This is a genomic window from Candidatus Amarolinea dominans, assembly GCF_016704685.1.
Taxonomy (GTDB): domain Bacteria; phylum Chloroflexota; class Anaerolineae; order SSC4; family Amarolineaceae; genus Amarolinea; species Amarolinea dominans.
The window spans coordinates 34394-59923 of record NZ_JADIZS010000006.1 but is presented as its reverse complement, the minus strand read 5'-3'; the positions used below and the strand labels follow the sequence as shown (position 1 = coordinate 59923).

The following is a 25530-nucleotide window of genomic DNA, read 5'->3' as shown; positions in this document are numbered from 1 at the left end:
ACTCAATGTATTTACAATGTCAATACGTTTTGAGCTATGCTGCGCAAAAACACTGGTCTGTTCATCATTTGCGCCGCTTAGTACAATATGTTATAATCCAAACGTGGTCGCTGAGATTCAGGTTTCGGGGCGATCTTTCGTTTTGGAGCCGTGGCGACGTTGATGCGGGTGTTGACGCAGGAAAAGTCATCGTGATGCGACATCCGTGGTATCGTGAAGCCCTTATCTTACTGATTGTCGTCGGGCTTTTTCTGTTTGTTCCCTTCGGTGTTGGCCTGTGGTATGACATGGCAACCGGTTCCACACCCTGGGGATTATTGATCGGTATCGGCACTGGGGCCACCGCTGCTACATTCTTCCTCGTTCGTCGCTTGGGAAGCGTGTACCGGGCCATTGCACCCGATACCGAAATTGACCAGGGAAAAAAGTAGGCATTCCGAGGTGTGAAGGCTCCCGCGTGGACTTTGCGCCTCTATCAGAAAGAACCAGAAGGAGGATATAGCAGAGTGCGCAATCTGTTCAAACCACGCAACCTTCTCATGATCGTTGTCGTCCTCGCGGTGATGCTGGGCGGCGCCATTCTCTTTCCGGTGCCCCTGCCCACCATTCTGCTGCCAGCGGAAGTAATCTTCTCCGTGGCTGGCTTCCCGGTTACGAACACCTTGATCACCACCCTGATCGCCGACATCACCCTGTTGGTCATTGCCTTCGCGGTCGGTCGCAATCTCAAAGAAATTCCAACCGGTTTTCAGAACCTGATCGAATGGTTCCTGGAAACTTTCTACCGTATGACCGAAGACATCGCCGGCAAGGTCAACGCTAAGCGCTGGTTCCCGGTCTTCATCACCATCATGATGTTCCTGATGGTGGCGAACTGGTGGGAGTTGATCCCCGGCTTCGACAGCATCGGCGTGATCGAACCGATAGAAGTTGCCACGGCCCACACCAACGGCACGGTGCGCACCGGTTACAAGCTGGGAACGTTCCTGGGCATTCCGTCGCTCATCAAGGAGCAGGTCAACCTGGACGATGAGCAAGTGCATGAGATTCTGGCTGAGCACGAAGCTGCGGCTGCAAGCGGAGAAGCAGCCACCGAGAGCGAGAGTCATGAGAGCAAGTATGGCGCCTATGTCCTGAAGCCGCTGTTCCGCGCCGCGGCCACCGATCTCAACGTGCCGCTGGCCCTGGCGCTGATCTCGGTCATTCTAACGCAAGCTGAGGGCATGCGGGTCCTCGGCATGAAGTACTGGCGTAAGTTCTTCTTGCCGACCATCACCGGCATGAAAGCGGTGGACGCCTTCGTCGGAATTTTGGAGCTCATCTCCGAGTTTGCAAAGATCATCTCTTTCTCCTTTCGTCTTTTCGGCAATGTCTTTGCCGGGCAGGTTCTCCTGTTCGTCATGCCATTTCTGATTCCGTACCTGATTCCCTTGCCGTTCTACGGTTTGGAACTGTTTGTGGGCTTTATGCAAGCCTTCGTCTTTGCCATTCTGACCCTGATCTTCCTGTCGTCGGCGGTAGTCAGCCACGAAGGGCACGAGGAGCATGGTCACGGAAAAGAGGCGCCTGTGACGGCGCATTGAGCAACTTGTCTGGGTTTGATCCGCAGGCGGGTACGCAGCGCGCGGGCAGGCCAGTCAAACGTTGATTTTGTGGAGGTCACACTTGGGGTGTGACGCTGAGTGAACTGTTCGCATTGACACTTAACAGAATCATTGAGGAGGATCGAAAATTATGAATGCAGTTCTGGCTGCGGGTCTTGCGATTGGCTTGGGCGCCATTGGCCCCGGCATCGGCGTCGGTTTGCTTGTGATGGGTGCGCTGCAGGCTATGGGTCGCAACCCAGAAGCGGCCGGCGAAATCCGCACGAACATGATTCTTGGTATCGTGTTCGCTGAAGCAATCGCCATCTACGCGCTGGTGGTTGCCCTGTTGTTGGTCTTCGTGGGCGCGCCGGGTCTCGCGACCTTTAAGTAGGGGTTTGAGGGGGTGCCAGCTTGGATATCTTTGGACAACTTGGAATTAACGGTGCCTTCCTGCTTGCGCAAATCATCAACTTCCTGATCCTGTTCTACTTGCTGCGGCGCTTTTTGCTGAAGCCCGTGATGAACATGCTGGACGCACGACGTCAGCGTATCGAGGACGGGATGAAGGCCGCCGACCGGGCACGCCAAGCCGCCGAAGCCGAGCGGACGGAATTGATGAAGAAGCTGGACGAGGAACGCCGCGCGGCGCAATCGCGTATTGCGGCGGTGGCCGGCGACAGCGAAAAGGTGCGTGAAAGCATCCTGACAACGGCGCGAGCGGAAGCTGAGGACATCAAGACAAAGGCGCGCGCAGAGGCGTCGGCCGAACGCGCGCAAATGCTGCGCGATATGCAGCGCCAGGTGGCCGATCTGGCCGTCCTGGCCGCGGAGCGCATCCTGGGCCATGAGCTGTCAAGCCCGACCGAACAGAAGCGCATGGTCAATGAGTTCTTAGCGAGTAAACTACAGTGAAAGCCGAAACCAGCGCACGCGACTATGCGAGCGGCTTTCTGGCCGCGGCTGTGGAACACTGGTCACAGCACCTGACGGTTTTGGCTGACCGGCTGGAGAATGATGCGTTGCTGCGCCCGCTGAGCGACCAGGCACAAGAGTTTGCCGGGCGCAACGCGACGCTGACCGGTCTTTTACCAACCGACTTCGGCAAGTTAGAAGTGGACTTGCTGCAAGTGCTGTTGTCACGTGGCGACTTGAGCAAGCTGCGCGAGGTGGTGGCAGAACTCAATGCGATCCTGCAGCGCACGGTGGCCGGCACGCAAACGGTGGCGGTGACAAGCGCCCAGTCGTTGAGCGAGAGCGACCGCAACGCCTTGCAGGACAAGTTCAGCGCACAGTTTGGCGCCGGCCTTGAGTTTCACTACACTGAGGACCCGGCGCTCCTGGGCGGTATGATCGTGCGCGTGGGGGACAAACTGATTGATACCAGCGTCGCCAGCCGCCTGAGTCGCATGCGTGAACAATTGGCCGCCGCGGTGCGTTAGTGTATGCACGAGCACCGTCCTATCTGTGCGTCCGTCAACGTGACCCAGAGGCATGAGGAGAAACTAGATGGCGGTAATGACTGCCTCTCATACTGAGAGCATCGCGGATCTCATCAAGAAGCAAATCCTGGCGTTCGAAGCGCCGGTGCATATGGTGGATGTGGGCACCGTCACCGAGGTGGGCGATGGCATCGCCCGCATCAAGGGCTTGGCCAATGCCATGGCCAGCGAGCTGGTCGAATTCGCCAACGGTGTCATGGGCATCGTCTTCAACCTGGAAGAGAACAGCGTCGGTGTCATCATCATGGGTGAGCACACCGAAATCGAAGAAGGCGACCTCGTCCGTTCTACCGGCCGTATCGTGTCGGTGCCGGTGGGCGAAGCCCTGATCGGCCGTGTGGTCAACGCGCTGGGCGAGCCCCTTGACGGCAAAGGCCCCATCAACGCCAGCGGCATGCGCCCCGTGGAGCGCATCGCACCCAACGTGATCGCCCGCAAGTCGGTGGACACACCGGTGCAAACCGGCATCAAGGCCATCGACGCGCTGATTCCCATTGGTCGCGGCCAGCGCGAGCTGATCATCGGCGATCGCCAGACCGGCAAGACGGCCATTGCGATTGATACCATCATCAATCAAAAGGGCAAAGACCTGATCTGTATTTACGTAGCCATCGGCCAGAAGCGCGCCCAGGTGGTGCAACTGGTGGCTACCCTGGAAAAGTACGGTGCGATGGATCACACCATCGTTGTCGCGGCCACAGCTTCCGACCCGGCCGCCCTGCAGTACATTGCGCCCTACGCCGGTTGTGCCATGGGCGAGGAGTTCATGGAACAGGGCAAGGACGCGTTGATCGTCTACGACGACTTGAGCAAGCACGCCCAGGCCTATCGCCAGGTATCGCTGCTCATGCGCCGACCGCCTGGCCGTGAAGCCTATCCCGGCGATGTTTTCTACCTGCACTCGCGCTTGCTGGAGCGGGCCGCGCGCCTCAACGCCGATTACGGCAGTGGCTCACTGACGGCTCTTCCCATCATCGAGACGCAGGCCGGTGACGTGTCGGCCTATATCCCCACCAACGTCATCTCGATCACCGACGGCCAGATCTTCCTCGAGGCCGACCTGTTCTACGCCGGCATTCGCCCGGCCTTGAACGTCGGCATCTCGGTGTCGCGCGTCGGTGGCTCCGCGCAAACCAAGTCCATGAAGAAGGTGGCCGGTCGCCTGAAGCTGGAACTGACACAGTTCCGTGAACTGGCCGCGTTTGCCCAGTTCGGCTCCGACCTGGACAAATCCACGCAGGCGCAGCTCGATCGTGGTCAACGCCTGACCGAGGTGCTCAAGCAGCCGCAGTATCTGCCGGTGTCGCTCGATCACCAGGTGATGACCATCTTCGCCGCCACCAACGGCTTCCTGGACAAGCTGCCGGTCAGCGCGCTGCGTCGTTGGGAAGATGAGTTTATGAAGTTCATGGACGCACAGCACGCAGACGTCGGCAATGCCATCCTGCGCAGCAAAGACCTGGACGCGACAACGGCTGATCGCCTGAAGATGGCCATTGGCGACTTCAATGCCACGTTCACGGCGTAAGCAACGAAGGACGCATGATCTCAGGCCAAGAGCTGGCCTTCGTCCTTCGCTTCTCGTCTTTGCAGGAGAGATAAATCGTGGCCAATGACCGTGAAATCAGACGACGCATCAAGAGCGTGAAGAACATCGCCCAGGTGACGAAGGCGATGGAAGCTGTCAGCGCGTCGAAGATGCGCCGTGCGCAAGCCCAGGTGCTGGCGACGCGGCCGTATGCGGAAAAGGCCTGGGAGATGCTAACCTTCCTGGCGCGTATCCGGCGCAGCGGCGCCGATCAGCAGGCCCTGTTGCAGGCGCGGCCGGAGAAGAAGGTGCTCCTTCTGCTCATCACCTCTGACCGCGGCCTGGCGGGTGGCCTCAATGCCAACATGCTGCGCGAGGCCTCGCGCACGATTCGGCAGTGGGAAAAAGAGGGTAAGACGGTGTCGCTGGTCACCGTGGGGCGCAAGGGGCGTGACTTCATGCGCCGTTACGGCCCGCCCAGTAGAGCGGAGTTCAGCAGAGTGGGCGATCGGCCAACCAGCCAGGCGCTCAGCATTCAGAAGGTCGGCGTAGATGAAGCTACCGTAGCTCCGATTGCACGCGTCGTGATTGACGAGTTCGTCAGTCAGGCCGTTGATGCGGTTTACATCGGCTTCATGGACTTCGTCAACGCTGTGGTGCAGAAGCCGGTTATCCGAAAGCTCCTGCCCATCGAACCCGATGAGCCGACGATACCGATCACGAAGGATTACATCTTCGAACCGGATGCGCAGTCGGTTTTGACGCAGGTGATGGAGAGCTTTACCGAAGTGCAGATTTTGCAGGGGCTGTATGAGGCCATCGCCAGCGAGCATTCGGCACGCATGGTTGCCATGCGCAACGCGACCGATGCCGCCAACGACCTGATCGGCGAACTGACCCTGAGCGCCAATAAGGCGCGCCAGGAAAAAATTACTAAAGAACTGATGGATATTGTGGGCGGCGCCTCTGCCTTGGCGCAGGCGAGCACCTAGATCTGACATGATCCTGATGCCGTGACCGGAGGATAATGATTTATGGGAAATAACGGAACGCGAGTCGAAGGTAGAATCCTCGCGGTAGTCGGGCCGGTGGTAGACGTCGAATTTCCGCCTGATCAACTGCCTCAAATTTACGACGCGATCGAAATCCCGCTGGGCAGCGGGTCGGCCCTGGTCTGCGAAGTGCAGCAGCACTTGGGTGATGGCCGTGTGCGCGCCGTCGCCATGTCGAGCACCGACGGCTTGCGGCGCGGCATGCCTGTGCGTAACACGGGCGCTCCCATCAGCGTGCCGGTCGGCCCCGACACCCTGGGCCGTATCTTCAACGTTCTCGGCCAGCCGATTGACATGAAGGGCGATGTCAAGGCCGTCACCTATTACCCCATTCATCGCCTGGCCCCGCTGTTCGTCGAGCAGTCTACACAGACCCAGGTCTTCGAGACCGGCATGAAGGTCGTTGACCTCATCGCGCCCTTCACCAAGGGGGGGAAGACCGGCATCTTCGGCGGCGCCGGCGTCGGCAAGACGGTCATCATCCAGGAACTGATTCACAACATCGCCAAGTTCCACAGCGGCTATTCGGTGTTTGCCGGCGTGGGCGAGCGTTCCCGCGAGGGCAATGACCTTTACCACGAAATGAAGGAATCGGGCGTGCTGCCGCAGACCGTCATGGTCTTCGGGCAGATGAATGAGCCGCCCGGCGCCCGCTTGCGCGTGGGCCTGACTGGCGTGACGATGGCGGAGTACTTCCGTGACGAGGGCCGCGACGTGCTCTTGTTCATTGATAACATCTTCCGCTTTGTGCAAGCCGGCTCTGAAGTGTCGGCTCTGCTGGGCCGTATGCCCAGCGCCGTCGGTTATCAGCCCACCCTGGGCACCGAAATGGGCGAACTGCAAGAGCGCATCACGTCCACCAAGACCGGCTCCATCACCTCGATGCAGGCCATCTACGTGCCGGCCGACGACTACACCGACCCCGCCCCGGCGACGACCTTCGCCCACCTGGACGCGATCGTCTCGCTGGAACGCGCCCTGGCCGCGCAGGGCCTTTACCCGGCCGTGGATCCGCTGGCCTCGACCAGCCGTGTTCTGGATCCACTGATTGTGGGCATGGAACACTACGACGTGACCCGCGGCGTGCAGCGCACCTTGCAGCGCTACCGCGACCTGCAAGACATCATCGCCATTCTCGGTGTCGAAGAATTGAGCGAAGATGACAAGTTGGTGGTGGCGCGCGCGCGCCGTATGCAGCGCTTCCTGACGCAGCCGATGCATGTGGCCGAGCAGTTCACCGGTCAGCCCGGCGCGTATGTCAAGATCGAAGAGACCGTGCGGGGCTTCAAAGAAATCCTGGAAGGCAAGTATGACACGCTGCCGGAGCAGGCGTTCTACATGGTGGGCACCATCGAGCAGGTGGTGGCCAAGGCGAAGACCCTGACCGGCGGTTGAGCGGAGGCCATTATGCCGATTCGCTTTGAGTTTGTGGCGCAGTCTGGACGGATCTTCAGCGATGATGTGGATATGGTGATTGCGCCGAGCGCCGATGGCGTGCTGGGCATCCTACCCAAACATGCGCCGCTGATGGCTCTCATTCAGCCCGGCGAAGTCGTCATCAAGAAGGCCGGCAGCCCGGACCGCTTCTTCTCGGTGGCTGAAGGCTTCATCGAGGTGCGGCCCGATAAAGTGGTGCTGTTGGCCCGTTCGGGCGAGTCCGCGGAGAACATTGATGCGGCGCGGGCCGAGGAAGCCCGTCAGCGCGCCGAGCAGTGGCTGACGAGCCATCCGAAGGGCGCTGAACGCCGGGAGATGATGGAAGCCGCGCTGCGGCGCTCCATCATGCGTCTGCGTGTTGTGCAAAAGCGCAGCGCGACGCACACCCCCGGGGCGCACTTCCGCGACCCAAACAACAACAATCAGTAACTCACAAAGGGCGCTTGCTGCTGCAAGCGCCCTTTGTTTATGGAGCATCAACTGGCGCGGTTGGCGTTAAAGGAGTGAAACCATGCAGCGACTTAATCCCATGATGCCTGGAGAGCTGCTGTACGAGGAGTTTTTGGAGCCAATGGGTCTCTCGCAGTATCGTTTGGCAAAGGAGATCGGTGTGCCCGCGCAGCGGATTAGTGACATTGTGGCGGGTAGGCGCGCGATTACGGCGGACACTGATTTGCGATTGTGCCGTTTCTTTGGTCTCTCTAATGGCTACTGGCTGCGCGCGCAGGCGGCCCATGATACAGAGGTGGCTGAGAGCAGGCTGGCGGAAACGCTGGCGAAGATCAAGCCCTGGCAGGGAGCGCCATCTCGTGTAGGCCATGTGGCCTGAGAATCGCTAAACGTGGTTATATCCTTGTGAACTGGCGCCCTCCCGCCTTCGTAGACGGTCAGATGAACCGGAATACAGATTACGCACGCGGCACGTCGTTGTTGGCATAGTACCTCTTTCTAAACCACTTGTCACCCCCCATTCCCATACGTACACTCGACTCAAGCGCGCAGGAGGAAGATCATGCTCGATCTCCAGGCGGCAACACTCACCGTCGTTAAAAAAGCGGACCATATTGGACGGGGCGAACCGATGCTGTGGACGATGTTCATCGTGCTCGGCCTGGACACCATCAATAGTCAGCAGTTCGTAGTTCCAACAGACCCGGTTGCCGGAAAACCGGGCAAAACAAGGTAGGGCGAATGCTACTCACACAGTCAATGACCAAACATATCAACACCGTCACCCACGAAGGCAAAGTGCTGATCATGGCCACAGTGGTTGAAAATGGATCAGCCACACTCCGCTATACCGTCAAGCAGGACGGCTTCGAAGACAGCGCCCTACAGAACCCCAACGGCAGCGGCTGGGAGGCGTTCAAGACGCTGGAATTGCCTAATGATCGCTTAGGCGACGCTTCGGTTGCGGACAAGGAGCAGGCGGAATTGACCGACAAGCAGGGCAAGTACCTGCTGCGCTCGATCTACGACAGCGCCGCGTTGACCGCCGACGCGCCGGTGCAGCTTGTCTCGCACGACGGCCATCTCTATGTCTTCCGCCAATCCACACGCGGCACGCTGCTGGTGGACCGCTTTGTGCTCGATGGCATGACCAACACGCTGACCCCCAAACTGGAAGTGCGCTTCAAACGCAGCCGCCAACGGTACACCCCGCTCAAAGCCATGAAGATCAACAGCGGCGGCCAGATGGAATCGCTCGATTCGCTGGACTTCCGAGACATGCAGAATCGGCCCTTCACCGAGCCGTCCACGGAGCTCTGTCCCGAGCTGCTCAGCCAATTGCAGAATGGCTGGTTCGGCGTGGTGGTTACGCCCACCAATGAACAGGAAAATTACCGCTGGCACATCTTCGCCCACAACCGCAGCAGCGGCAAGGTTGACCTGGTGACGCTGCGCGCGGGCAGCGAGCAGCTCTTCGACCTGCAAGACTACTGGTTTCGCACGATGGACCCCATCACCGACCAGGTGCAGTACGACAGCATTCCCGGACTCATCCACCGCCAGCTAGAGCTGCAAGACAGTGCGGGCACGCCGTTAGCCGCGATCAACGGGCTGGCGGTCATCAAATACGACGTGCAGCGGGAGCAGCAGACACAGAATGGGCCGCAGCTGGTGCGCGACGCCAGCAAGGTGCTGCTGGCTGTGCCCACAGCTGCGGGCACGGCGACCCTCAGCTTTGCGATTGGCGTGGACGGGCGCCTGGCGCAAATTGCCGGCGACAGCAAGGACGAGCTGCTGCGCAGCCAGGAGCGCGAGATCCTGCTGCCGCTCAACCTGCTCGACAACATTCGAGCCGTGGGCGACAGCACAGCCGCGCCGGCCGGCGTAATCGCCGGCATGCGCCGCTCCGACGACGACGACAGCGCTGACCGGGTGCGCGTGCAGGTGAGCGCCGATGACAAGCAAGCGGTGAGTAAGCTCAAGAGCGGTGACACGGTCAAGCTGAGCAACACCGCCAGCTATAACGGTCTCTACCGGGTCGCAAAGGCCGACGACGGCAGTTTTGTCATCGACGCGCCCTTCAAGTACGGCGAACTGGGCGACTGGGAGAAGGTGGAGGAAGAAGAGAGCGGACTGATCTTCGACGGCATGCTGACCGGTTACGCAAAGACCGGCGACGGCAAGCTCAAAGTCCACGCGGTCAACCATGGGCTGGCGGCCGGCGACCTGGTGCAGATCGTGGGCGACGGCGACTACAGCGGCGAGTACCCGGTGCTCCAGCACGACGAAGACAGTTTCACCATCGAGCGGCTCTGGGCTGGCGGCGAGGCGGTCAACATCAAGCTGGAGTCGCGCAAGCGCCGCGGCCTGGTGTTGGACGGCAAGCGCGATTGGATCAGCGCGCCCTTTTCGCAGCCGATCAATCTCAGCGCAGGTTTCACGGTGGAAGCCTGGGTCAAATTGAACAGTGCTGACGATCAAACCCTGCTGATGACCCAGCCGGACAGCAAACAGAGCGGGGGAGCCCCGGCAGGAACCGCAGCGACCCTGGCGCTGAAAGATGGCAAATTCACCGTTGCTATCACCCGTCCGCTGCTCGGGCGCACCAGCGCGCTGCGGATTGAATCCGCCACGCCGGCGCCGCTGCGCGAATGGGTGCATGTGGCGTGCAGCTTCGACGGCAAGGAATTGCATCTGCTGGAAAATGGCGGGGTCAAGGCCACGGTCACTGTCGAGGAACTGAACCGCAAAGCCAGGAGCGGCCAGGATGCGCTGGCCAAACAACTGGAGAAAGAAGCCGCCGAGTTGCGGGCTGCCTACACGGCCAACCCCAACCACCCCGCCAACTACTGGTTCCGGATGGCGCAGCGCGCCGATGGCAAAGTGGTAACCGCCGGGATGGAGACAGGTATGAGCCGGGACCAGGTTGATCACCGCGCCGAGCAACTCTGGCGTTTGGAACCGCAGGGTGATGGCGCCTTTGCCATTCGCAACAAGGCGACCAACCGTGTGCTGGAGTATGTGGCCGCAGACCGTCCCGTCCAGCAGACTGAATGGCGCAACGCCGACAGCCAAAAGTGGACGTTGGAGGCCAACACCAACGATTTCTACACCTTCCACACCAAGACGGATGGCAAGGTGCTGGACGGCTATCTCGGCGGCTTCGTCGTGGGCAATCCCTGGCCGGCGGAGACCACCAACGCCCATTGGCAGCAGTGGCGGTTGGTGACAGTGGGGCCAGCGTTGGCCGTCGAAGTGCAGGCGGCGCTGGATGCACTGCAAGGCAAGGGCAACCAGGGCAAACCCACTTTCAGCCTCAGCGTCAGCACCATCAGCCTGGCCGCCACACCGCAGATCAAAGCGGGCAAGGTACAGCCGGCCGACCTGCTGCAAGGGGAATTGGCGGATGTGCGGCTCTGGACCAGCGGGCGCAGCGACAAGGCGATCGCCAACGCCATGCATCTCCAGTTGACCGGCCGCGAGGCCGGGCTGGCCGGTTACTGGCGGCTGGGTGGCGTTGCCCTGGAGGAGGATGGCAGCCAGCGCGTCTTCGACTTTTCGGTCAACGCTAACCACGGCGAGGTGCAAGGCGCTCCCTATGCTGGCGGCGTGACGCTGGGGCGCACCCTGCGTGACGGCAAGACTGAAGCCGTCAAGCTCAGCAATGGCGACCTCTTCGCTGTGCGTGAGGGCGCGGTCTACGTCGAAAGCTTCGAGTTCCGCAGCGACAAGCCGGTTGCTCCCACCAACGCCGACGGCAAGGACGGCGTCATCTTCGCGCCATCGCTGTGGGGGCGCCTGAGCCGCAACTCGGAGGAAGAACTGAGCTTTGCCCCCATGCAGGAGAAGTTCCTGTTCGAGGATCTCGGCGACGGCTGGCAGCGCGCCGCCTGCCGCTTTATCGTCCCCGAAGGCGTGCGCCTGCTGCGCTGCTTCGAGGTGGCCGGTGTGACGGGTGATTGGGCCACGCTGGAGATGCGCCGCCACACGCTCAGATTGGTCTCCGACACGGTGACGTTGAGCACGCTCGAGGAAAGCGCCAAGCTGACCGCACTGGCAAGCTCGTTGGCCAACCCTGCCCAACCCGCCGAGCTGCTGCGCGAACTCGACAGCAAGGAAAAAGAAGAAGCGCCGCTCGTCACCCGCCAGAAGGAGCTGGAGCGGCTGTTGGGCGACATCGCCAATCGCAACGAGACTGAACGACGCCGCAATGACTACCAGAGCCTTGTGCAGTCGCTGACCTGGGCGCGCGACGCCCGCCAGCGTGAATACGATGCGGCGATGGCCACGCCACCTGAGGGCGAAGTGAAGACCGACCTGTGGGGCGAGGGCAATGATGCCACCCATATCGACTGGCACATCCATACGGCGGAGATTCTCGCGCCCCCCGGGAAACGGGTGACGGGCGTGCAGTTCTACAATCTGAGCGCCCGGCTGGCCGTCAAAATCCGCTGCGCCAATCCCGATGGCTCGGCTGAGGAATGGGTCGTGAACGAGGATCTGAACGGCAATGCCGCCGATCACCAGGACTGGGTCGACACTGCGCCGGTCAAGTGTCCCAAGGACAAAGTGGTGACCGGCGTGCAGTTCTACAAGAAGGGGAACCGCAGCGCCATCAGGATCCGCTGCAGCTATCCGTGGGGCGGCGGCGATGAATGGGTACTAAATGACGCGGACGCTGGTTTCTTTCGCTCGCGCCGCAGCGAACAGAACGATTTCATCGACCTGCACCCGGTGACGGTTGGCGCGGACCAGGTTATCTCCGGGTTGCAGATCCGCCAGTATGGGAACCGTATCGCGCCGCAACTGGCCTATTACAGTGTAGCGGAGATCAACCGGACCAGAAACGCCCTGAACAGCGCGAACTACGAACTCTCTGCCGCCCAGGCAGAACTTGCCCGCTTGAACCAGGCTCTGAACAGCAGCGACGGCCAGCGCCAGCAGTGGCAGGCTGAACTGGACGAGATCAACCGCCAGCTCGCGGCGGTCCGCCAGCGTATCGCCGAATTGACGACCAGCTATCTCGAGTTGATCGCCAAAGCCAACAACACTGCCCAGACCATGCCCGACCTGCCCGACCAGGAAGACCCGCGCGGATTGACGGTGCAGGGTGCGCTGCTGCCCTTCGCTGTCTCTTCCACGCGCCTGCATGCCCTGGAAAGCTGCACCGGCCGCGTCACCCTCAGTTATCAAGATGGCGACGGCAACCTGCGCCAGACCCATTACGATGCCGCCTACGACGCCGACGGCAAGGGTGAAGAGTGGCTGCCCGATGGCTATCGCGCTGCCCTGGCGCTGGATGGCCGCAGCCCGGCGCTGCCCTTGCCCGCTTCCGCCTTTGCCGGCCTGAGCAACCAGGTCACGATTGAGTTCTGGGCCAAGGGCGGCAGCGATCTGCCCAAGGTGAACGCCCTGCTGGGCGCGCTGGACAGCGGCGGCAACCGCCGCCTGTGCATCCAACTGCCCAACGAGAAGGGCGAGGTCGTCTGGGAAGCCGGTCAGAAGCCGGCCAACGGCGCCATCGACACTCTGGCCCAACTCGCCGATGCCCGCCTCTATCGCGGGCGCTGGACGCACTGGGCCTTTGTCAAGGACAGCAACGCGGGCGAGATGCGCATCTACGTGGACGGCAAGCTGTGGGCGAAGAACGATCCCAAGGCCAAGGATGGCGGCGGCCCGCGCACCCAATCGATGAGCGGCATCGGCCAGGCGGCGCTGGGCGGCTTCCCGCGCCAGACTCCCAACTGGCATGGGCAGTTGGCCGAGCTGCGCATCTGGAACGTGGCGCTGGGCGAACGGGAGATCGAGGCCAACAGCGTGCTCACCCTCAGTGGCAACGAACCGGGGCTGCTCGCCTACTACCCGCTCAACGAAGCGCAGGGCGATCTGGCGCGTGACCACAGCGGGCGCGGCCTGCATTTCTCCATTGGCGGCAATCCATGGGCGCCTTGCACTGCGCCGATTGGGCGTCTGCACAAATCTCCCATCGTGTTGCTCGGCCAGCCTAGGAAATTCGATGGAATTGACGCCGTATCGCTGCCACGGATGACCCCAGACTTCAGCGAGGGCATCTCTATCGAGGCGCGCGTGCGCTTCGATCAGTTCCGCACCTGGTCGCGCATCATTGATCTGTGTGACGCAACCACTGCAAAGACAATCCTGCTGGCAAACAAAGATGACAGCCGGCGTCTCATCTTTCAGGTCCACCGGGGCGGCGGCGTTGTCTCCACCCTCGAATCACCAACCGACCTGCCACAGGGGCAATGGGTGCATGTGGCCGCCACCATCGAGAGGGATGGGCAGGGGCATCTCTATGTGGACGGCGTCGAGGTCGCCACGGGCAAGATGGACCTGCCCGAGCGCGTCGAGCGCGTCAACAACTACCTGGGCAAGGGCAGTTGGGGCAACCCGATCTTCCAGGGCGAGATGGATGCGGTGCGGCTTTACACCTACGCGCTGAGCAGCCAGGAAGTCAAGGGGCTGATGGACGGCAGCTTCGAGCGCTCGGTGATCTGCGCCGAGTACAGCCGCGTGCGTGTGGATGCCCAGCGGCGCAAGTCGGTGATGATGCTGCGCTGCCTGGCGCTGCCCACGTTCGGAGGGCTGCGGCTGGTCGACGAACAGCGCATCGAAGAGCTGGAGATGCAGTGGATCGGCAACGCCCAGATCAAGCCGACGCTGATCGGCTACATCGAAGGCGCGCCGCCGCTGCCCGGCGAAAACCTGACCGAAGAGCAGGACTACAATGGCGCAACCTCCGTCGAGCTGATCCAGTCCTCAGACGTGGAGTACAGTTGGACGCGCGAGCAGGATGTCAGCCTGGGGGCGGAGACAGCGCTCTTTGTGGGCGTGGATACTACGGTGACTGCCGGGCTTGGGGTCGAGACGGAACTGCTCGATACGCGTGCCGGCATGAATGTCGCCGCCGATTTTGCCTACCATTGGCAGAACGCCAGCACGGTGGGCGCAAGCCACAGCCTGATGAGCAGTGACCGGCTGGAACTGCGTGGCAGTCAGGAGCCGGAGCCGCACTTCCCGCACCTGGGCCAACGCTTTATCCCCAAGAATATCGGTTATGCCGTGGTCACCAGCGGTCTGGCGGATGTGTTTGTCAGCAAGCTCAAACGCAGCGGGCGCATGATCGGCTACCAGGTGCTGCCGGTGGAAGGGGTGCCGATGGATGTCAACACGATCACCTTCCTGATCAACCCGGCCTACACCATGGCGGGCAGTCTCGACGGCATGACCGGCAGCCGCGCCACCAGCGAGCGCTTCTTCCGCCATGTGCCGGAGATGCGCAGCCAGTATGGCTCGCTCTACCCGGCCAGCTACTTCCGCTTGAAAGAGGCCTATGATCTCAAGGCGCAGATCGATGAGCAGGACAAATTACACCAGGCTTACTTCAATCAGTTCAACGCCGGCCTGGTGGATGAAACATCGCTCAACCGCCAGGTGGATGACTCCAGCCGCGATGGCGGCGCGGTGGGCGTCAACAGCCCGGATCGCAGCGGTGGCGAAAGCGATGATGCGATCAAAGAGTTGGACAAGAAGATCGAAGCCAAGCAGAAGGAGATTGACGAGCTGAAAAAGGCCAGCCCACTCAATCAACCGGAGGTGGACAAACAGCAAAAAGAACTAGAGGGTCTGCAACAGAATAGACGCGAACACGAGCAGGCTGGCCGCACCAAAGAGGGCGAACAACGCCAGAACGACATCGCCAAGAAACATAGCGATCTCTCGGCACGCGCCAATGCCTCGGAGAGCTTTGCCAGTTGGCAAAAAAAGATGGAGAATCTGCAAGTCCGCGCCGGTAAACGCAACATCGTCAACACCTACGTCTGGGATGGCGATGGTGGTTTCCACGCCGAAGAGCAGCAGTTTGCCAGCACGGTGGAACACACGGTGGGCGGGTCGTTTGATATGGGCTTTGCCATCGGGGGTGAAGGGGCATTCGCAGTGGGTGGGGTCGCCGTTGGATTGACTGCCATGGCCAAGGTCAGCATGACCCAGACGATGAACAAGACCGAGCGCGGCAGCAAGGGGCTGGAGCTGCACGTCGATCTGAGCGGCGTCGAGAGCCGCGGCATCACCGACTATCGCGACTACCCGATTCTGCCCGGCGAGAAGGTCGATCGCTACCGCTTTATGAGCTTCTTTCTGGAGAACAGCACCAACCACTGGCACGACTTCTTCAACTACGTCATAGACCCCGAATGGCTGGCCAGCAACGATGAGGAGGCGCGCGCGCTGCGGCAAGCGCAGAGCGCGCGGCCCAACAAAGTCTGGCGGGTGCTCCACCGCGTGACCTATGTCGAGCGCCCGGCGCTGATGGGCTTTGGCCGCAGTGTGGTCAAGAGCGACGAAGCTGCTGACGACATCCGGGCGCTGCGTGATCAACTGACGGATTTGCAGGGCAAGGTGGCGACTCTACAGAAAGAGATCAATGAGAAGCTGGATCAACTATTGACCAGGAAGGCATAGCGCCGCGGGTGGTCAGAATCTCAGGAAGAGCTGTCACGCAGGCGCTCAGCCCGCATGGCAGTTCTTCCTGAAGGGAAGCTTCCAAGTCAGTTACCCATGCCCCGCGGGCGCGACCGGGGATAAAAACAGGCAATCCGTGGCGATCTGTGTTCATCCGCGGCCTATTCTCGGGTTAGCCATTCGGCGCCGGCGCTTGCACCACCGGCAGCAGCGCGGTCAGCGCCGCGATCAGGCGCTCAATATCGGCCTGGTCGTTGTACGCCTGCACCGACACACGCACGAAAGGCTCCCCATTCCAGGTGATGATCGGCGCCTCGACACGCCATTCGTCCCACAGGCGCGCCTTGAGCGCGGCCGTGTCGCACGCGGGCAGGCGGATCGCCGCCATCTGGCGAAACCATTCCGGCGCGTCCGGGCAGATGGACGCCAGGCCGGTCAGGCCGTTGATGCGTTGCCGCACCTCCCTGACCAGTTCGTGACAGGCCAGACGCATCTGCTCCCAGTCGTGCGTCGCCTGGAAATCAATCGCCGCCGGCACCGCCAGGTAGGCGGCAATGTCCTGCGTGCCTGTCCATTCGAGGTAATCCACGAACGGTGACGGGCCGGGCGTCTCGCTTTCCCAGCCCCAACTCACCACCAACGGCTCGATCAGATGCTGCACCTCAGGCCGGCCGAAGAGGAAGCCTGCGCCCTTGGGCGCGCACAACCACTTGTGGCAGTTGCCGGTGTAGAAATCCGCGCCCAGGCCGGCCAGGTCGAGCGCAATCTGGCCCGGCGCGTGCGCGCCATCCACCACGGTCAGGATGCCGGCCGCGCGCGCCCGCTGACAAATGTCCTTGACCGGCCAGGTCAGCGCGGTGGGCGAGGTGATGTGGCTGAGGAAGATGATGCGCGTGCGCGGGGTAACGCCGGCCCAGAGTTGCGCGATCATCGCCTCAGGCGTGGTCGTTGGCAGGGTGATCGGGGCGTTGCGGTAGATGGCGCCCTGTTTGCGACACAGCAGCCGCCAGGTGCGATCCATGGCGCCGTACTCGTGATCGGTCGCCAGCACCTCGTCGCCCGGCGCCAGGGCCAGGCTGCGCGCCACGATGTTGATGCCGGTGGTGGCGTTGGGCACGAAGACGAGGTCATCTGCGCCCGCGCCCACGTACGCGGCCAGGCGGGCGCGAGCCTGCGCCATCAGCCCGTTGAAACGTCGCCCCAGGAATTCCACCGGCTGCGCTTCAAGCTGGCGTTGCCAGGCCTGATAGGCCGCGAACACGGGTCGCGGGCACGCGCCAAAGGAGCCATGATTGAGAAACGTCATGTCCGGGCGCAGCAGGAACAGTTCTTCGAGGTGCATGATTACTCCAGTTCTCCGAGCCAGATCTGCTTGAATGCCCGCAGCGGACCGAGATTGACCCAGGCTGCTTGACTGGGTAACTTGCCCGTTTGCTGGGAGGCAATGACCGGGAAATACCAGCTTTGCGCCAGCAGCGGTGTATCTTCCAACGGCCCACACGCGGCGCCCTGGCACTGCCGCAGCGCGCTCAACTGCTGATGCAGCCCGCGCAGCAGGCCGGCATCGGCGCTTGCGTAACGGTTTTCCAGTTCGTACGGATCGAGGATCAGGTCGTAGAACTCGTGCTCGCCGGTGGTGTACTCCACATACAAAAACTGCGGCGTGCGCAAAGCCTCATAGGTGGGCGGATCGCCAATCTCCAGGGTCTTATGTTCGATGAGGACACAGGCGCGCCAGTCCTCCACAGCCGGCGGATCGGATGCCAACAGCGGAAGCAGGGAACGCCCTTCGACAAAATCGGGTGGGACGACGCCGGCCAGGGCGGCGAAGGTGGGCGCGAGGTCGGTGTTGAGCGTCAGATGGGCGCGACTTGCACCCGCGGGCACGCCCGGCCCGATCACAAACAGCGGCACGCGAATGTCTTCCTCGTACGCGGTGGTCTTGCCGGCCGGCAGGCGGTGTTGTCCCTGGTGATAGCCATTGTCCGACGTGAAAAAGAGGTAGGTGTTGGAGATGGCCCCGCTGGCCTGTAAGGCGCCGATGAGGCTGGCGACCATCTCGTCAACGGCCTGCAGCGAGCGCAGGCGGTTGCGATACTCGCGGTCAATTTCGGCAAGATCGCTGCGGTTGAGGCGCCGTCGTGTACTGACCCAGGCCGGCTTGTCGCTGACATCCTCCTCGTCGAAGGAGGGGCCTTGCGGCGCCTGCACATTGGCGAAGAGGCGTGCGTGACGCGGCGCCGGCGTGGACGGCTTATGCGGCGCATAAGGCGCCAGGTAGACGAAAAAGGGTGCGCCCTGGGGCATCTCCTGCGCCAACGCGACGCTGCGCGTGATGAAGCTGGTGGCCTGCCGGCCCAGCACATCGGTCAGGTAGTCCTCCGGCGCCGTGCCGTGATGCACGATGGCCCCATTCTCGTTGAGATCATAGTCGAAGAACTGATAGGGGCCGTTGCGCACCGTCGCATACCACTCGTCCCAGCCCGGCGGCACATAGGTCTCGCTGGCCGTCTCCGGGTAGTTGTTGAGATATTTGCCAAACAGGGCGGTGCGGTAGCCAGCATCGTGCAGCCAGGTAGCCACTGTGGACTGCTCCAACCCGAGCTGGTAGACCAACTCAAAGCCGCCATCGGGAGCGCGGTTGGTGTAGATATGATGGCTGTGCGTGTACTGACCGCGCAGAAACGTGGTGCGCGAGGGGCAACAGACCGAATTGGTGACGAACGCCTGGGTGAACGTCAGCCCCTGCCCTCGCAGCAGAGCCTGCACCTGCGGCATGGCGCTCACACTGGCGGCGTCCAGGTCATCGGCGACGATGAAGAGGATGTTGGGGCGAGAGGCGGGCGCCGCGGCCGGGGTGGGCGTCACCGCTGGAGTCGGCGTCGGCGCGATGCTGGCGGTGGTTGGGGTCAGCAGCGGTCGGTCAGGCGTCGTGACCGGCTGAGCGGGTTGAATACAGGAACTGAGCAGAATGACCAGGGTGAGTAAGCGAAGCAAGGGCCAGGTGGCATGGCTCGATCTGTGCATGATGTCTCCGTGTACTGGATTGCGGCGGCAAGTATAGCACGAAGCGCCAGCATCGCCAAGCATGATGAGTTGCTCTCCCCTGCCAAACGTGTTATCATAATCGGCATGAGCGATATTCTCCTTCTGATCGGCGTCATCTTGCCGCCGCCGGCCTTGGACATGCTGGGCGCGGTGCGTGATGAGTTCACGGTGCAGACGCCCTACGGCCCGGCCGGGCCATTTGCCCGCCGCGACCAGGTCCTCGTACTGCCCTATTCCGGTTTGCCTGACCGCACCGACCCCCGGGCCACGTTGTGGGCTGCCAAAGACGTGGGCATCACGCGGCTGATCGGTTGGGACGCGGTCATCGGTCTCAACCCGCTGCTGCACCGGGGCAGCCTGCTCGTGCCGGACGACTTCATTGATTGGACGCGCCATCAGCCGACCACCTTTTTCGAGCGTCGCGGCCTGGGCTACCTGGCGCAGATGCCGGCCTTCTGTCCGCAGTGCCGCCAGGCGCTGCTGCACGCGCTGCCGGAGGCCGCGACCGTGGGCACTTACCTGGGCTTCGACGGTCCGCGCCGCGAAACTGCGGCCGAGGCGCGCCTGTTTCGGGCCTGGGGCGCCGACATCCTGGGTCTCAACCTGGTGCCGGAGGTCATTTTGGCCAAGGAGCTGGAGATGTGCTTCGTTGGCTTGACCACGGTGGTGGAGCCGGGCGCCGATCACCTGCCGGGCGTGGGTCATGGCGGCGGTCAGTCGGCCCTCAGCGGCGAGCACAGCGGCGAATTTCGCCTGGCCTTGCGCCGTGTGTTGGAGGCACTGCCGGGTATTGTGACGGCCCTGCAAGGCCCGCGCACCTGTCCGTGCAGTCAGAGCCAGGCGGGGTCACGCAGCCGCGGCGCGCTGGGCGCAGATTGGAAGACCTGGTTTTAATCCGAAGCCTGGCCGACGGCGTCGTCACGCCGGAGGCATGACCTACGATGGGTTTACCTCACGGCAGGAAGAAGAAGGCCAGGGCGACGATGATGTAGAGCGCCAGGAGCTGTGCGCCCTCCAGCCAGTTCGATTCTCCATCGAGCGAGACGAAGGCCGCGATCAGCGCGGCCGCGAACAGCGTGATGATCTCGAACGCGTTGAAGACGAGAGTCAGCTCATTGCCAAAGAGCAGGCTGATGAAGACCAGGATGGGCGCCACGAAAAGCGCAATCTGCAAACTGGAGCCGACGGAAATGCCCAGGCTGAGGTCCATCTGGTTCTTGAACGCGACCTGCACCGCCACCAGGTGTTCGGCGATGTTGCCCACGAGCGGGATGATGATGATGCCCAGGAAGAACTCGGACACGCCCAGGACTGCCACCGTTGGCTCCACCGCGCCTACCAGGATTTCGCTCAGCCAGGCGATGAAAACCGTGGCGACGGTCAGGACCAGCAGCGAGGTGCGCACTCTCCAGACCGGCCCGTTGTGCTGATCGTGCTGGTCATGGCCTTCATCTTTCTGGCGGAAGCTGAACAGAACGCCGGAGAGATAAAGGACGATCATCACGACGGCCATCCAGAGGCTGAGCGCGTCCACCGACAGGGGGTGGGCCTGATCGGTGCTGAACGCGAAGAGCGATGGAATTGCCAGCGCGGCCGTGGCCAGCAGAAGCTGCGTGGCGTTGACCCCGGCCAGGCTGCGGTTGAAGCGCTGATGGCCGTGTTTGAGTCCGCCCACCATCAGGCTAAGGCCCATGATGAGCAGCATGTTGCCGATGATCGAGCCGGTAATCGAAGCCTTGACCAGGTCGAACAGTCCGGCGCGCAGGGCGAAGATGGTAATGATCAGTTCAGCGGCATTGCCCAACGTGGCGTTGAGCAAACCGCCCACGCGCGGCCCGGTATGCACCACCAGGTGCTCTGTGGCTTCACCTAACAGCCCGGCCAGCGGCACCACCCCCAGGGCCGACAGCGCGAACACGAGCAGCGGGTTCCAGTGCAGCAGTTCGCCCAGAATGGCCAGCGGCACAAACACGAGCAGAATCTTCAAATACTTCATCCAACCGTCTCCTCTTCTTCATCTCATTTCTTGCGGGCGCAGTAGTCCAAGCCCTGGCGCGCCTGCGGAATCTCAGGGTTGATGTCCAAAGCCTTGCGTAGCCAGGGAACCGCGTTCTGGCAGTCTTCCGGCTCCTTGTACAGGTAGGACAGGCCCAATTCATAGTAATACTCGGTGGTGGCCTGGTTCAGGGCGATGGCGCGCTCGAAATACTCAACCGCCTTCTCGTAATTGCGCCGCAGGTAGTAGGCCACCGCGAGATGCCCGTAGGCCGGCCCATACTCCGGGTCAACCTGCAGCGCCCTTTCCAGGGAGATCACCGCCCGATCTGGTGCCCCGGCCAGGATATGCCCCCAGCCCAGGGCATCGTAGCCATCTGCGCTCTTGGGGTTGACGTTCACCGCGCGTTGAAACTCGGCCAGCGCCTTTTCGTAGTCGCTCAAAGCCAGGTAAACCCAGCCCTTGCCCACGTACAGGTAGCCCAGCTTGGGGTGGAGATCAATCGCTTTTTGATACGCGGTCAGCGCCTCCTCGCGACGTCCCTGTTGATCGAGAACGTAGCCCAGGTTGCGCCAGCCTTCGATGCTCTTCTCGTCGAGCTTGACGGCCGTCTGCGCCGCCTCCAGCGCCAGCGCCCAGATACCTTTGTCAATGTAGATCTCCGCCAGGTAGGCATGGGCCTCGGCCAGATTAGGGTCGTTGTCCAACGCCTCCAGCGCGGTCTGCAGGGCCTCATCGTACTGCTTGTTCCAGTCTTGCGCCATACTGAGCACGGCCAGATTCTGGGCGCTCTGCGGATTGATCTCCACCGCCTTTTGCGCCAGCGCGACGGCCTTGCCAGCATGGCCGCGCAGCGCCTCCAGCTTGGCCTGCCAGCGCAGGGCTTCGTCATTCTCCGGTTCCAGCGCGGCGACCGCGGCGTAGGCCTCGCTCGCCTCGACGATCTGGCCGTTGGCGTACAACGATTCGGCGTCCGCCAGGAACGAGAGCGCACTACGGGTAGGCGTGGGGGTCGGCTCGGGTGGCACCAACGGGTTGCGCAGCTCGATCAGGCCGGTCTGCTGATTGATGGCGTAGGCAGCCCCCACCAGCAAGATCAGGCCTACCAGGAGGAGTAGAGGTGAACGGCGCTTGCGCCGGCGGCGATCAATATACATGGACAGCCAGCGTCAGTGCGACAAACATGACTGGTAAATCCCTCGTGCCTGCCATCAGTGTGACAGAATCTGTGACAGGAAGAGCTTGGTGCGGTCTTCGGTGGGGTGATTGAAGATGTCCGCGGGCGTGCCGCTCTCCACAATCTGTCCGTTGTCGAAAAAGAACATGCGGTTGGCAACGGCCCGCGCAAATCCCATCTCGTGTGTCACCACCAACATGGTCATACCGCTGCGCGCCAGCTCGACCATCACATCCAGCACTTCCTTGATCATCTCCGGGTCGAGCGCAGAGGTCGGTTCGTCGAACAGCATGATCTTGGGCTGCATGGCAAGCGCCCGCGCAATCGCCACACGCTGCTGCTGGCCGCCAGACAGTTGGCCGGGGAATTTGCGCGCCTGATCGGGGATGCCGACGCGCACCAACAGCTGCATGGCGGTCTCCTCAGCTTTGGCGCGCGGCCAGCGGCGCACCCAAACGGGCGCCAGGGCCACATTGTCCAGCACGGTCAGGTGGGGAAACAGATTGAACTGCTGAAAGACCATGCCGGTGTCGCTGCGGATGCGCTCGATATTGCGCACATCGTGAGTCAATTCGACACCATCTATCGCGATCTGCCCGCGCTGATGCTCCTCCAGGCGGTTGAGGGTGCGGATGAAGGTAGATTTGCCGGAGCCAGACGGGCCAAAGATGACAATCACCTCGCCTTTGCTCACCTCCATGTTGATGCCGCGCAGGACATGAAACTGCCCGTACCATTTGTGGACATCCCGACAGACAATGATTGGATCGTGCGTGCCTTCAGTGCTTTGACTCATGCTCTTGCTTACTCCTTGATGGGGTGTGCGTTTCAGCGCACGCCCACGCCCAGCGCCGTCTCCAGGCGTTGGCTGACCGCCGACATCAGATAACAGAAAATGCCGTACAGCACAGAGATGAACAGGTAGACCTCGGTCTGCAGGCCCAGGAAGTCAGGCTGCGCCAGCACCGCCTTGGCAATGCCCAGCAGTTCCAGCAAGCCGACGATGACCACGAGCGAGGTATCTTTGAACAGGGAGATGAATTGGCCGACCAGCACAGGAATGATGGCACGCAGCGCCTGCGGCAGGACGATGAGCAGCATCGTCTTGAAGCCGCTCAAGCCCAGCGCGTGCGCTGCTTCAACTTGCCCCTGCGGAATGGACTGCAAGCCGCCGCGCACGTTTTCGGCCAGGTAGGCTGCGCTGAAGATCGTGACGCCGGCCATGGCCCGAATCACGCGGTCAATCGTCATGCCTTCCGGAAGGAAGAGCGGCAGCATCAACTGCGACATGAAGATGATGCTGACGAAGGGCACGCCGCGCACCAGTTCGATGAAGGCGACTGACAGCGCGCTGATGATGGGTAACTGCGAGCGTCGGCCAAGCGCCAGCAGCACCCCCATGGGAAACGAAAACACGATACCGACCACGGTCAGCAGGAAGGTCAGCAGCAGGCCGCCCCACAGGTTGGTGGGCACCGGCGGCAGCACGCTCTTGTCACCGCCAAAGCCGCTGATCAGGAGAATGACCAGGGGGAAGTAGATTGCCCAGATGAACGGGACGGCGCGACGGGTCAGTCTCGGGCTGAGGCGGCCCAGGCCAAAGCCGAGCAAGCCGGCTCCACCGACCGCGGCCAGCGCCATCCGGTTGACCAGGGCACTGGGTAGGAGCATGAATGCGACGGGAAGCGCCAGCAGCAGCAGGCCGGGAATACGACGGCCATACACCCAGATGCCCCAGGTGACGCCGATGATGAAGGCCAGGATGGCGATACACAGCCAGACCCGCCAGATGTGAGCGGCCGGGTATTGGCCCACCATGAACAGGCGCAGGTTGGTGGTGATCACCGCCCAGCGCGCCTGGGTGAAGACCCAGATCAACAGGCCGCGACCGAGGGTAAACACGAGGTAGAACGCGACCAGGGTGAACAGCGCATCGTACCAGGCGCCAAACAGATTTTTGCGCAGCCAGCCGAGCGCCGAATAGCGCTCGGTAGGCGGCGGTAAGACGGCAGTCGTCGCGTTGGAATAGCTCATGGTTCAGCGCTCCACCAGGCGTACACGTTGGTTATACCAGTTCATGGCCGCGGCTGTCAGCAGGCTCGCCGCCAGGTAAAGGCCCATGATGATGGCGATCATTTCGACGGCGCGACCGGTTTGATTGATGACGGTGCCTGAGATGGCAAATAAGTCGGGGTAGCCGATGGCGACGCCCAGGGTTGAGTTCTTGATCAAGTTGAGATATTGACTGGTGAGCGGCGGGATGATGACGCGCAGCGCCTGGGGGAAGATAATCAGGCGCAGAATCTGGTTGCCAGTCAGGCCCAGGGCGCTGGCGGCTTCACGTTGCCCTTTGGAGACGGCCTGGATGCCGGCGCGCACGATTTCGCCGATGAAGGCGGCCGTGTAGATGACCAGGCCCAAGAGGAGGGCGAGAAATTCGGGGGTGAAGACGCGGCCGCCGCTGAAGTTGAGGCCCTGGACGGCCGGAAGATCAAGGCGCAGGGGTGACTGAGGCATGACGAACCAGCCGAGGACGGCGATCACGACGAAGGCGAGCAGACTGAGAGAGAAAACCGGCTGCGGACGGTCCAGGCGGCGGCTGCGCTGGCGGACCATCAGCGCGGTGACGATGGCGCCAACAACGGCCAGCATCAGCATGAGCAGATAGAGACGCGCCGATGCGGTGGGAATTCCCCAGGGCATGGACACCCCGCGATTGCTAAGAAAGATCGGTCCCGGCAACTCGATGGCCTGACGGACGCGGGGCAGTTTGAGAAAGAAAGCGGAGTAGATGAAAATCAGCAGAACAAGCAGCGGCACATTGCGCATGGCTTCGACGAAGAGGCGCGCCATGCGATTGACGAGGAAGTTTTCGGACAGGCGAGCCAGGCCCACGAGGATGCCGAGCACGGTGGCGAGCAGGACGCCGACCGCACAGATCACCAGCGTGTTGAGCAGGCCAACCTGCAGGGCACGGCCAAAGGTGTCGGTGTTGGTGTAGGTGATCAGCATCTCGCCGATGTCGAAGCCGGCGGAATCGCTCAGAAAGTTGAAGCCGAGGGCGATGCCCTGCTTGCGCAAGGATGCGACCATGTTGCGCGCCAGAAGGAAAGCGAAGCCGGCGATGATGACCATCACCAGAACTTGGGTGGCAACCTTGAGAAAGCGCTCATCGCGCCAAAACGAGCGACTGAGAGCCGGGCGGCCAGGCGATGGTTGAGCGGACATGACGGTTCACCGTGTGTGGAAAAAGCCAGGAGCAGATGACCAGTCGGC

20 protein-coding genes are annotated in these 25530 nt (G+C 62.0%); 13 read left to right on the top strand and 7 right to left on the bottom strand.

The genetic code is table 11. The annotated features are described in order from the left end of the window. Positions 1 to 29: 29 nt before the first annotated feature. From IPF85_RS05560 to IPF85_RS05505, 12 genes are all read left to right on the top strand, one after another. The gene (locus tag IPF85_RS05560) at positions 30 to 431 is read left to right on the top strand and encodes a hypothetical protein (protein WP_343407078.1); all 402 of its coding nucleotides are present in this window, start codon (positions 30 to 32) and stop codon (positions 429 to 431) included. Positions 432 to 506: 75 nt separating this feature from the next. Continuing rightward, complete coding sequence (locus IPF85_RS05555; RefSeq protein WP_343407077.1) at positions 507 to 1583, top strand: FoF1 ATP synthase subunit a; 1077 nt, start codon at positions 507 to 509, stop codon at positions 1581 to 1583. Positions 1584 to 1734: 151 nt separating this feature from the next. Further along, a complete protein-coding gene (gene atpE / locus IPF85_RS05550; RefSeq protein ID WP_343407076.1) occupies positions 1735 to 1977 on the top strand; it encodes an ATP synthase F0 subunit C in 243 nt (80 codons plus the stop codon). Between the two features lie 20 nt (positions 1978 to 1997). Next, positions 1998 to 2498 (top strand): F0F1 ATP synthase subunit B, encoded by a 501-nt coding sequence (atpF, locus tag IPF85_RS05545; protein ID WP_343407075.1) that lies wholly within the window; start codon positions 1998 to 2000, stop codon positions 2496 to 2498. Next, entirely contained in the window at positions 2495 to 3025 is a 531-nt protein-coding gene (gene atpH, locus IPF85_RS05540; RefSeq protein ID WP_343407074.1) for an ATP synthase F1 subunit delta, read from the top strand. The genes atpF and atpH overlap by 4 nt, the downstream gene beginning before the upstream one ends. 76 nt (positions 3026 to 3101) lie before the next feature. Further along, the gene (gene atpA / locus IPF85_RS05535) at positions 3102 to 4613 is read left to right on the top strand and encodes a F0F1 ATP synthase subunit alpha (RefSeq protein WP_343407215.1); all 1512 of its coding nucleotides are present in this window, start codon (positions 3102 to 3104) and stop codon (positions 4611 to 4613) included. A gap of 77 nt (positions 4614 to 4690) precedes the next feature. Then, on the top strand, positions 4691 to 5605 hold the full coding sequence (gene atpG, locus IPF85_RS05530) for an ATP synthase F1 subunit gamma (RefSeq protein WP_343407073.1): 915 nt from the start codon (positions 4691 to 4693) through the stop codon (positions 5603 to 5605). Positions 5606 to 5647: 42 nt separating this feature from the next. Then, a complete protein-coding gene (gene atpD / locus IPF85_RS05525; protein WP_343407072.1) occupies positions 5648 to 7060 on the top strand; it encodes a F0F1 ATP synthase subunit beta in 1413 nt (470 codons plus the stop codon). A gap of 12 nt (positions 7061 to 7072) precedes the next feature. After that, on the top strand, positions 7073 to 7531 hold the full coding sequence (atpC, locus tag IPF85_RS05520) for an ATP synthase F1 subunit epsilon (protein ID WP_343407071.1): 459 nt from the start codon (positions 7073 to 7075) through the stop codon (positions 7529 to 7531). An 82-nt stretch (positions 7532 to 7613) separates the two neighbouring features. Beyond that, positions 7614 to 7931, top strand: a complete 318-nt coding sequence (locus IPF85_RS05515) for a HigA family addiction module antitoxin (RefSeq protein ID WP_343407070.1) — start codon at positions 7614 to 7616, stop codon at positions 7929 to 7931. A 183-nt stretch (positions 7932 to 8114) separates the two neighbouring features. After that, on the top strand, positions 8115 to 8288 hold the full coding sequence (locus IPF85_RS05510) for a hypothetical protein (RefSeq protein ID WP_343407069.1): 174 nt from the start codon (positions 8115 to 8117) through the stop codon (positions 8286 to 8288). 23 nt (positions 8289 to 8311) lie between these two features. Beyond that, positions 8312 to 16033 (top strand): LamG-like jellyroll fold domain-containing protein, encoded by a 7722-nt coding sequence (locus IPF85_RS05505; protein WP_343407068.1) that lies wholly within the window; start codon positions 8312 to 8314, stop codon positions 16031 to 16033. A 172-nt stretch (positions 16034 to 16205) separates the two neighbouring features. Here the strand turns inward: IPF85_RS05505 and IPF85_RS05500 are convergent, their stop codons facing one another. Next, positions 16206 to 17375 (bottom strand): aminotransferase class V-fold PLP-dependent enzyme, encoded by a 1170-nt coding sequence (locus IPF85_RS05500; protein WP_343407067.1) that lies wholly within the window; start codon positions 17373 to 17375, stop codon positions 16206 to 16208. 2 nt (positions 17376 to 17377) lie between these two features. Then, on the bottom strand, positions 17378 to 19060 hold the full coding sequence (locus IPF85_RS05495) for a sulfatase (protein WP_343407066.1): 1683 nt from the start codon (positions 19058 to 19060) through the stop codon (positions 17378 to 17380). A 105-nt stretch (positions 19061 to 19165) separates the two neighbouring features. Between IPF85_RS05495 and IPF85_RS05490 the strand changes: the two genes are divergently transcribed. Continuing rightward, a complete protein-coding gene (locus IPF85_RS05490) occupies positions 19166 to 19975 on the top strand; it encodes a hypothetical protein (RefSeq protein WP_343407065.1) in 810 nt (269 codons plus the stop codon). A gap of 58 nt (positions 19976 to 20033) precedes the next feature. On the opposite strand, the gene cax is transcribed toward IPF85_RS05490, so the two are convergent. The 5 genes from cax to IPF85_RS05465 are packed head-to-tail and all read right to left on the bottom strand — an operon-like array spanning position 20034 to position 25482. Then, a complete protein-coding gene (gene cax / locus IPF85_RS05485; RefSeq protein WP_343407064.1) occupies positions 20034 to 21077 on the bottom strand; it encodes a calcium/proton exchanger in 1044 nt (347 codons plus the stop codon). 23 nt (positions 21078 to 21100) lie between these two features. After that, positions 21101 to 22234, bottom strand: coding sequence for a tetratricopeptide repeat protein (locus IPF85_RS05480; RefSeq protein WP_343407063.1), 1134 nt, complete (start codon positions 22232 to 22234; stop codon positions 21101 to 21103). A gap of 54 nt (positions 22235 to 22288) precedes the next feature. Beyond that, entirely contained in the window at positions 22289 to 23050 is a 762-nt protein-coding gene (locus IPF85_RS05475) for an amino acid ABC transporter ATP-binding protein (RefSeq protein WP_343407062.1), read from the bottom strand. Between the two features lie 32 nt (positions 23051 to 23082). After that, positions 23083 to 24288: an amino acid ABC transporter permease gene (locus IPF85_RS05470; RefSeq protein ID WP_343407061.1), complete on the bottom strand. Its 1206-nt coding sequence runs from the start codon at positions 24286 to 24288 to the stop codon at positions 23083 to 23085. A gap of 3 nt (positions 24289 to 24291) precedes the next feature. Next, positions 24292 to 25482: an ABC transporter permease subunit gene (locus IPF85_RS05465; protein ID WP_343407060.1), complete on the bottom strand. Its 1191-nt coding sequence runs from the start codon at positions 25480 to 25482 to the stop codon at positions 24292 to 24294. Positions 25483 to 25530: the final 48 nt, after the last annotated feature.

Bases quoted from the DNA above. Each gene is read 5' to 3' on its own strand.
- atpE (WP_343407076.1), top strand. From the start codon at position 1,735: ATGAATGCAGTTCTGGCTGCGGGTCTTGCGATTGGCTTGGGCGCCATT.
- atpA (WP_343407215.1), top strand. From the start codon at position 3,102: ATGACTGCCTCTCATACTGAGAGCATCGCGGATCTCATCAAGAAGCAA.
- atpD (WP_343407072.1), top strand. From the start codon at position 5,648: ATGGGAAATAACGGAACGCGAGTCGAAGGTAGAATCCTCGCGGTAGTC.
- atpC (WP_343407071.1), top strand. From the start codon at position 7,073: ATGCCGATTCGCTTTGAGTTTGTGGCGCAGTCTGGACGGATCTTCAGC.
- IPF85_RS05515 (WP_343407070.1), top strand. From the start codon at position 7,614: ATGCAGCGACTTAATCCCATGATGCCTGGAGAGCTGCTGTACGAGGAG.
- IPF85_RS05510 (WP_343407069.1), top strand. From the start codon at position 8,115: ATGCTCGATCTCCAGGCGGCAACACTCACCGTCGTTAAAAAAGCGGAC.
- IPF85_RS05505 (WP_343407068.1), top strand. From the start codon at position 8,312: ATGACCAAACATATCAACACCGTCACCCACGAAGGCAAAGTGCTGATC.
- IPF85_RS05500 (WP_343407067.1), bottom strand. From the start codon at position 17,375: ATGCACCTCGAAGAACTGTTCCTGCTGCGCCCGGACATGACGTTTCTC.
- IPF85_RS05495 (WP_343407066.1), bottom strand. From the start codon at position 19,060: ATGCACAGATCGAGCCATGCCACCTGGCCCTTGCTTCGCTTACTCACC.
- IPF85_RS05490 (WP_343407065.1), top strand. From the start codon at position 19,166: ATGAGCGATATTCTCCTTCTGATCGGCGTCATCTTGCCGCCGCCGGCC.
- cax (WP_343407064.1), bottom strand. From the start codon at position 21,077: ATGAAGTATTTGAAGATTCTGCTCGTGTTTGTGCCGCTGGCCATTCTG.
- IPF85_RS05480 (WP_343407063.1), bottom strand. From the start codon at position 22,234: ATGTATATTGATCGCCGCCGGCGCAAGCGCCGTTCACCTCTACTCCTC.
- IPF85_RS05475 (WP_343407062.1), bottom strand. From the start codon at position 23,050: ATGAGTCAAAGCACTGAAGGCACGCACGATCCAATCATTGTCTGTCGG.
- IPF85_RS05470 (WP_343407061.1), bottom strand. From the start codon at position 24,288: ATGAGCTATTCCAACGCGACGACTGCCGTCTTACCGCCGCCTACCGAG.
- IPF85_RS05465 (WP_343407060.1), bottom strand. From the start codon at position 25,482: ATGTCCGCTCAACCATCGCCTGGCCGCCCGGCTCTCAGTCGCTCGTTT.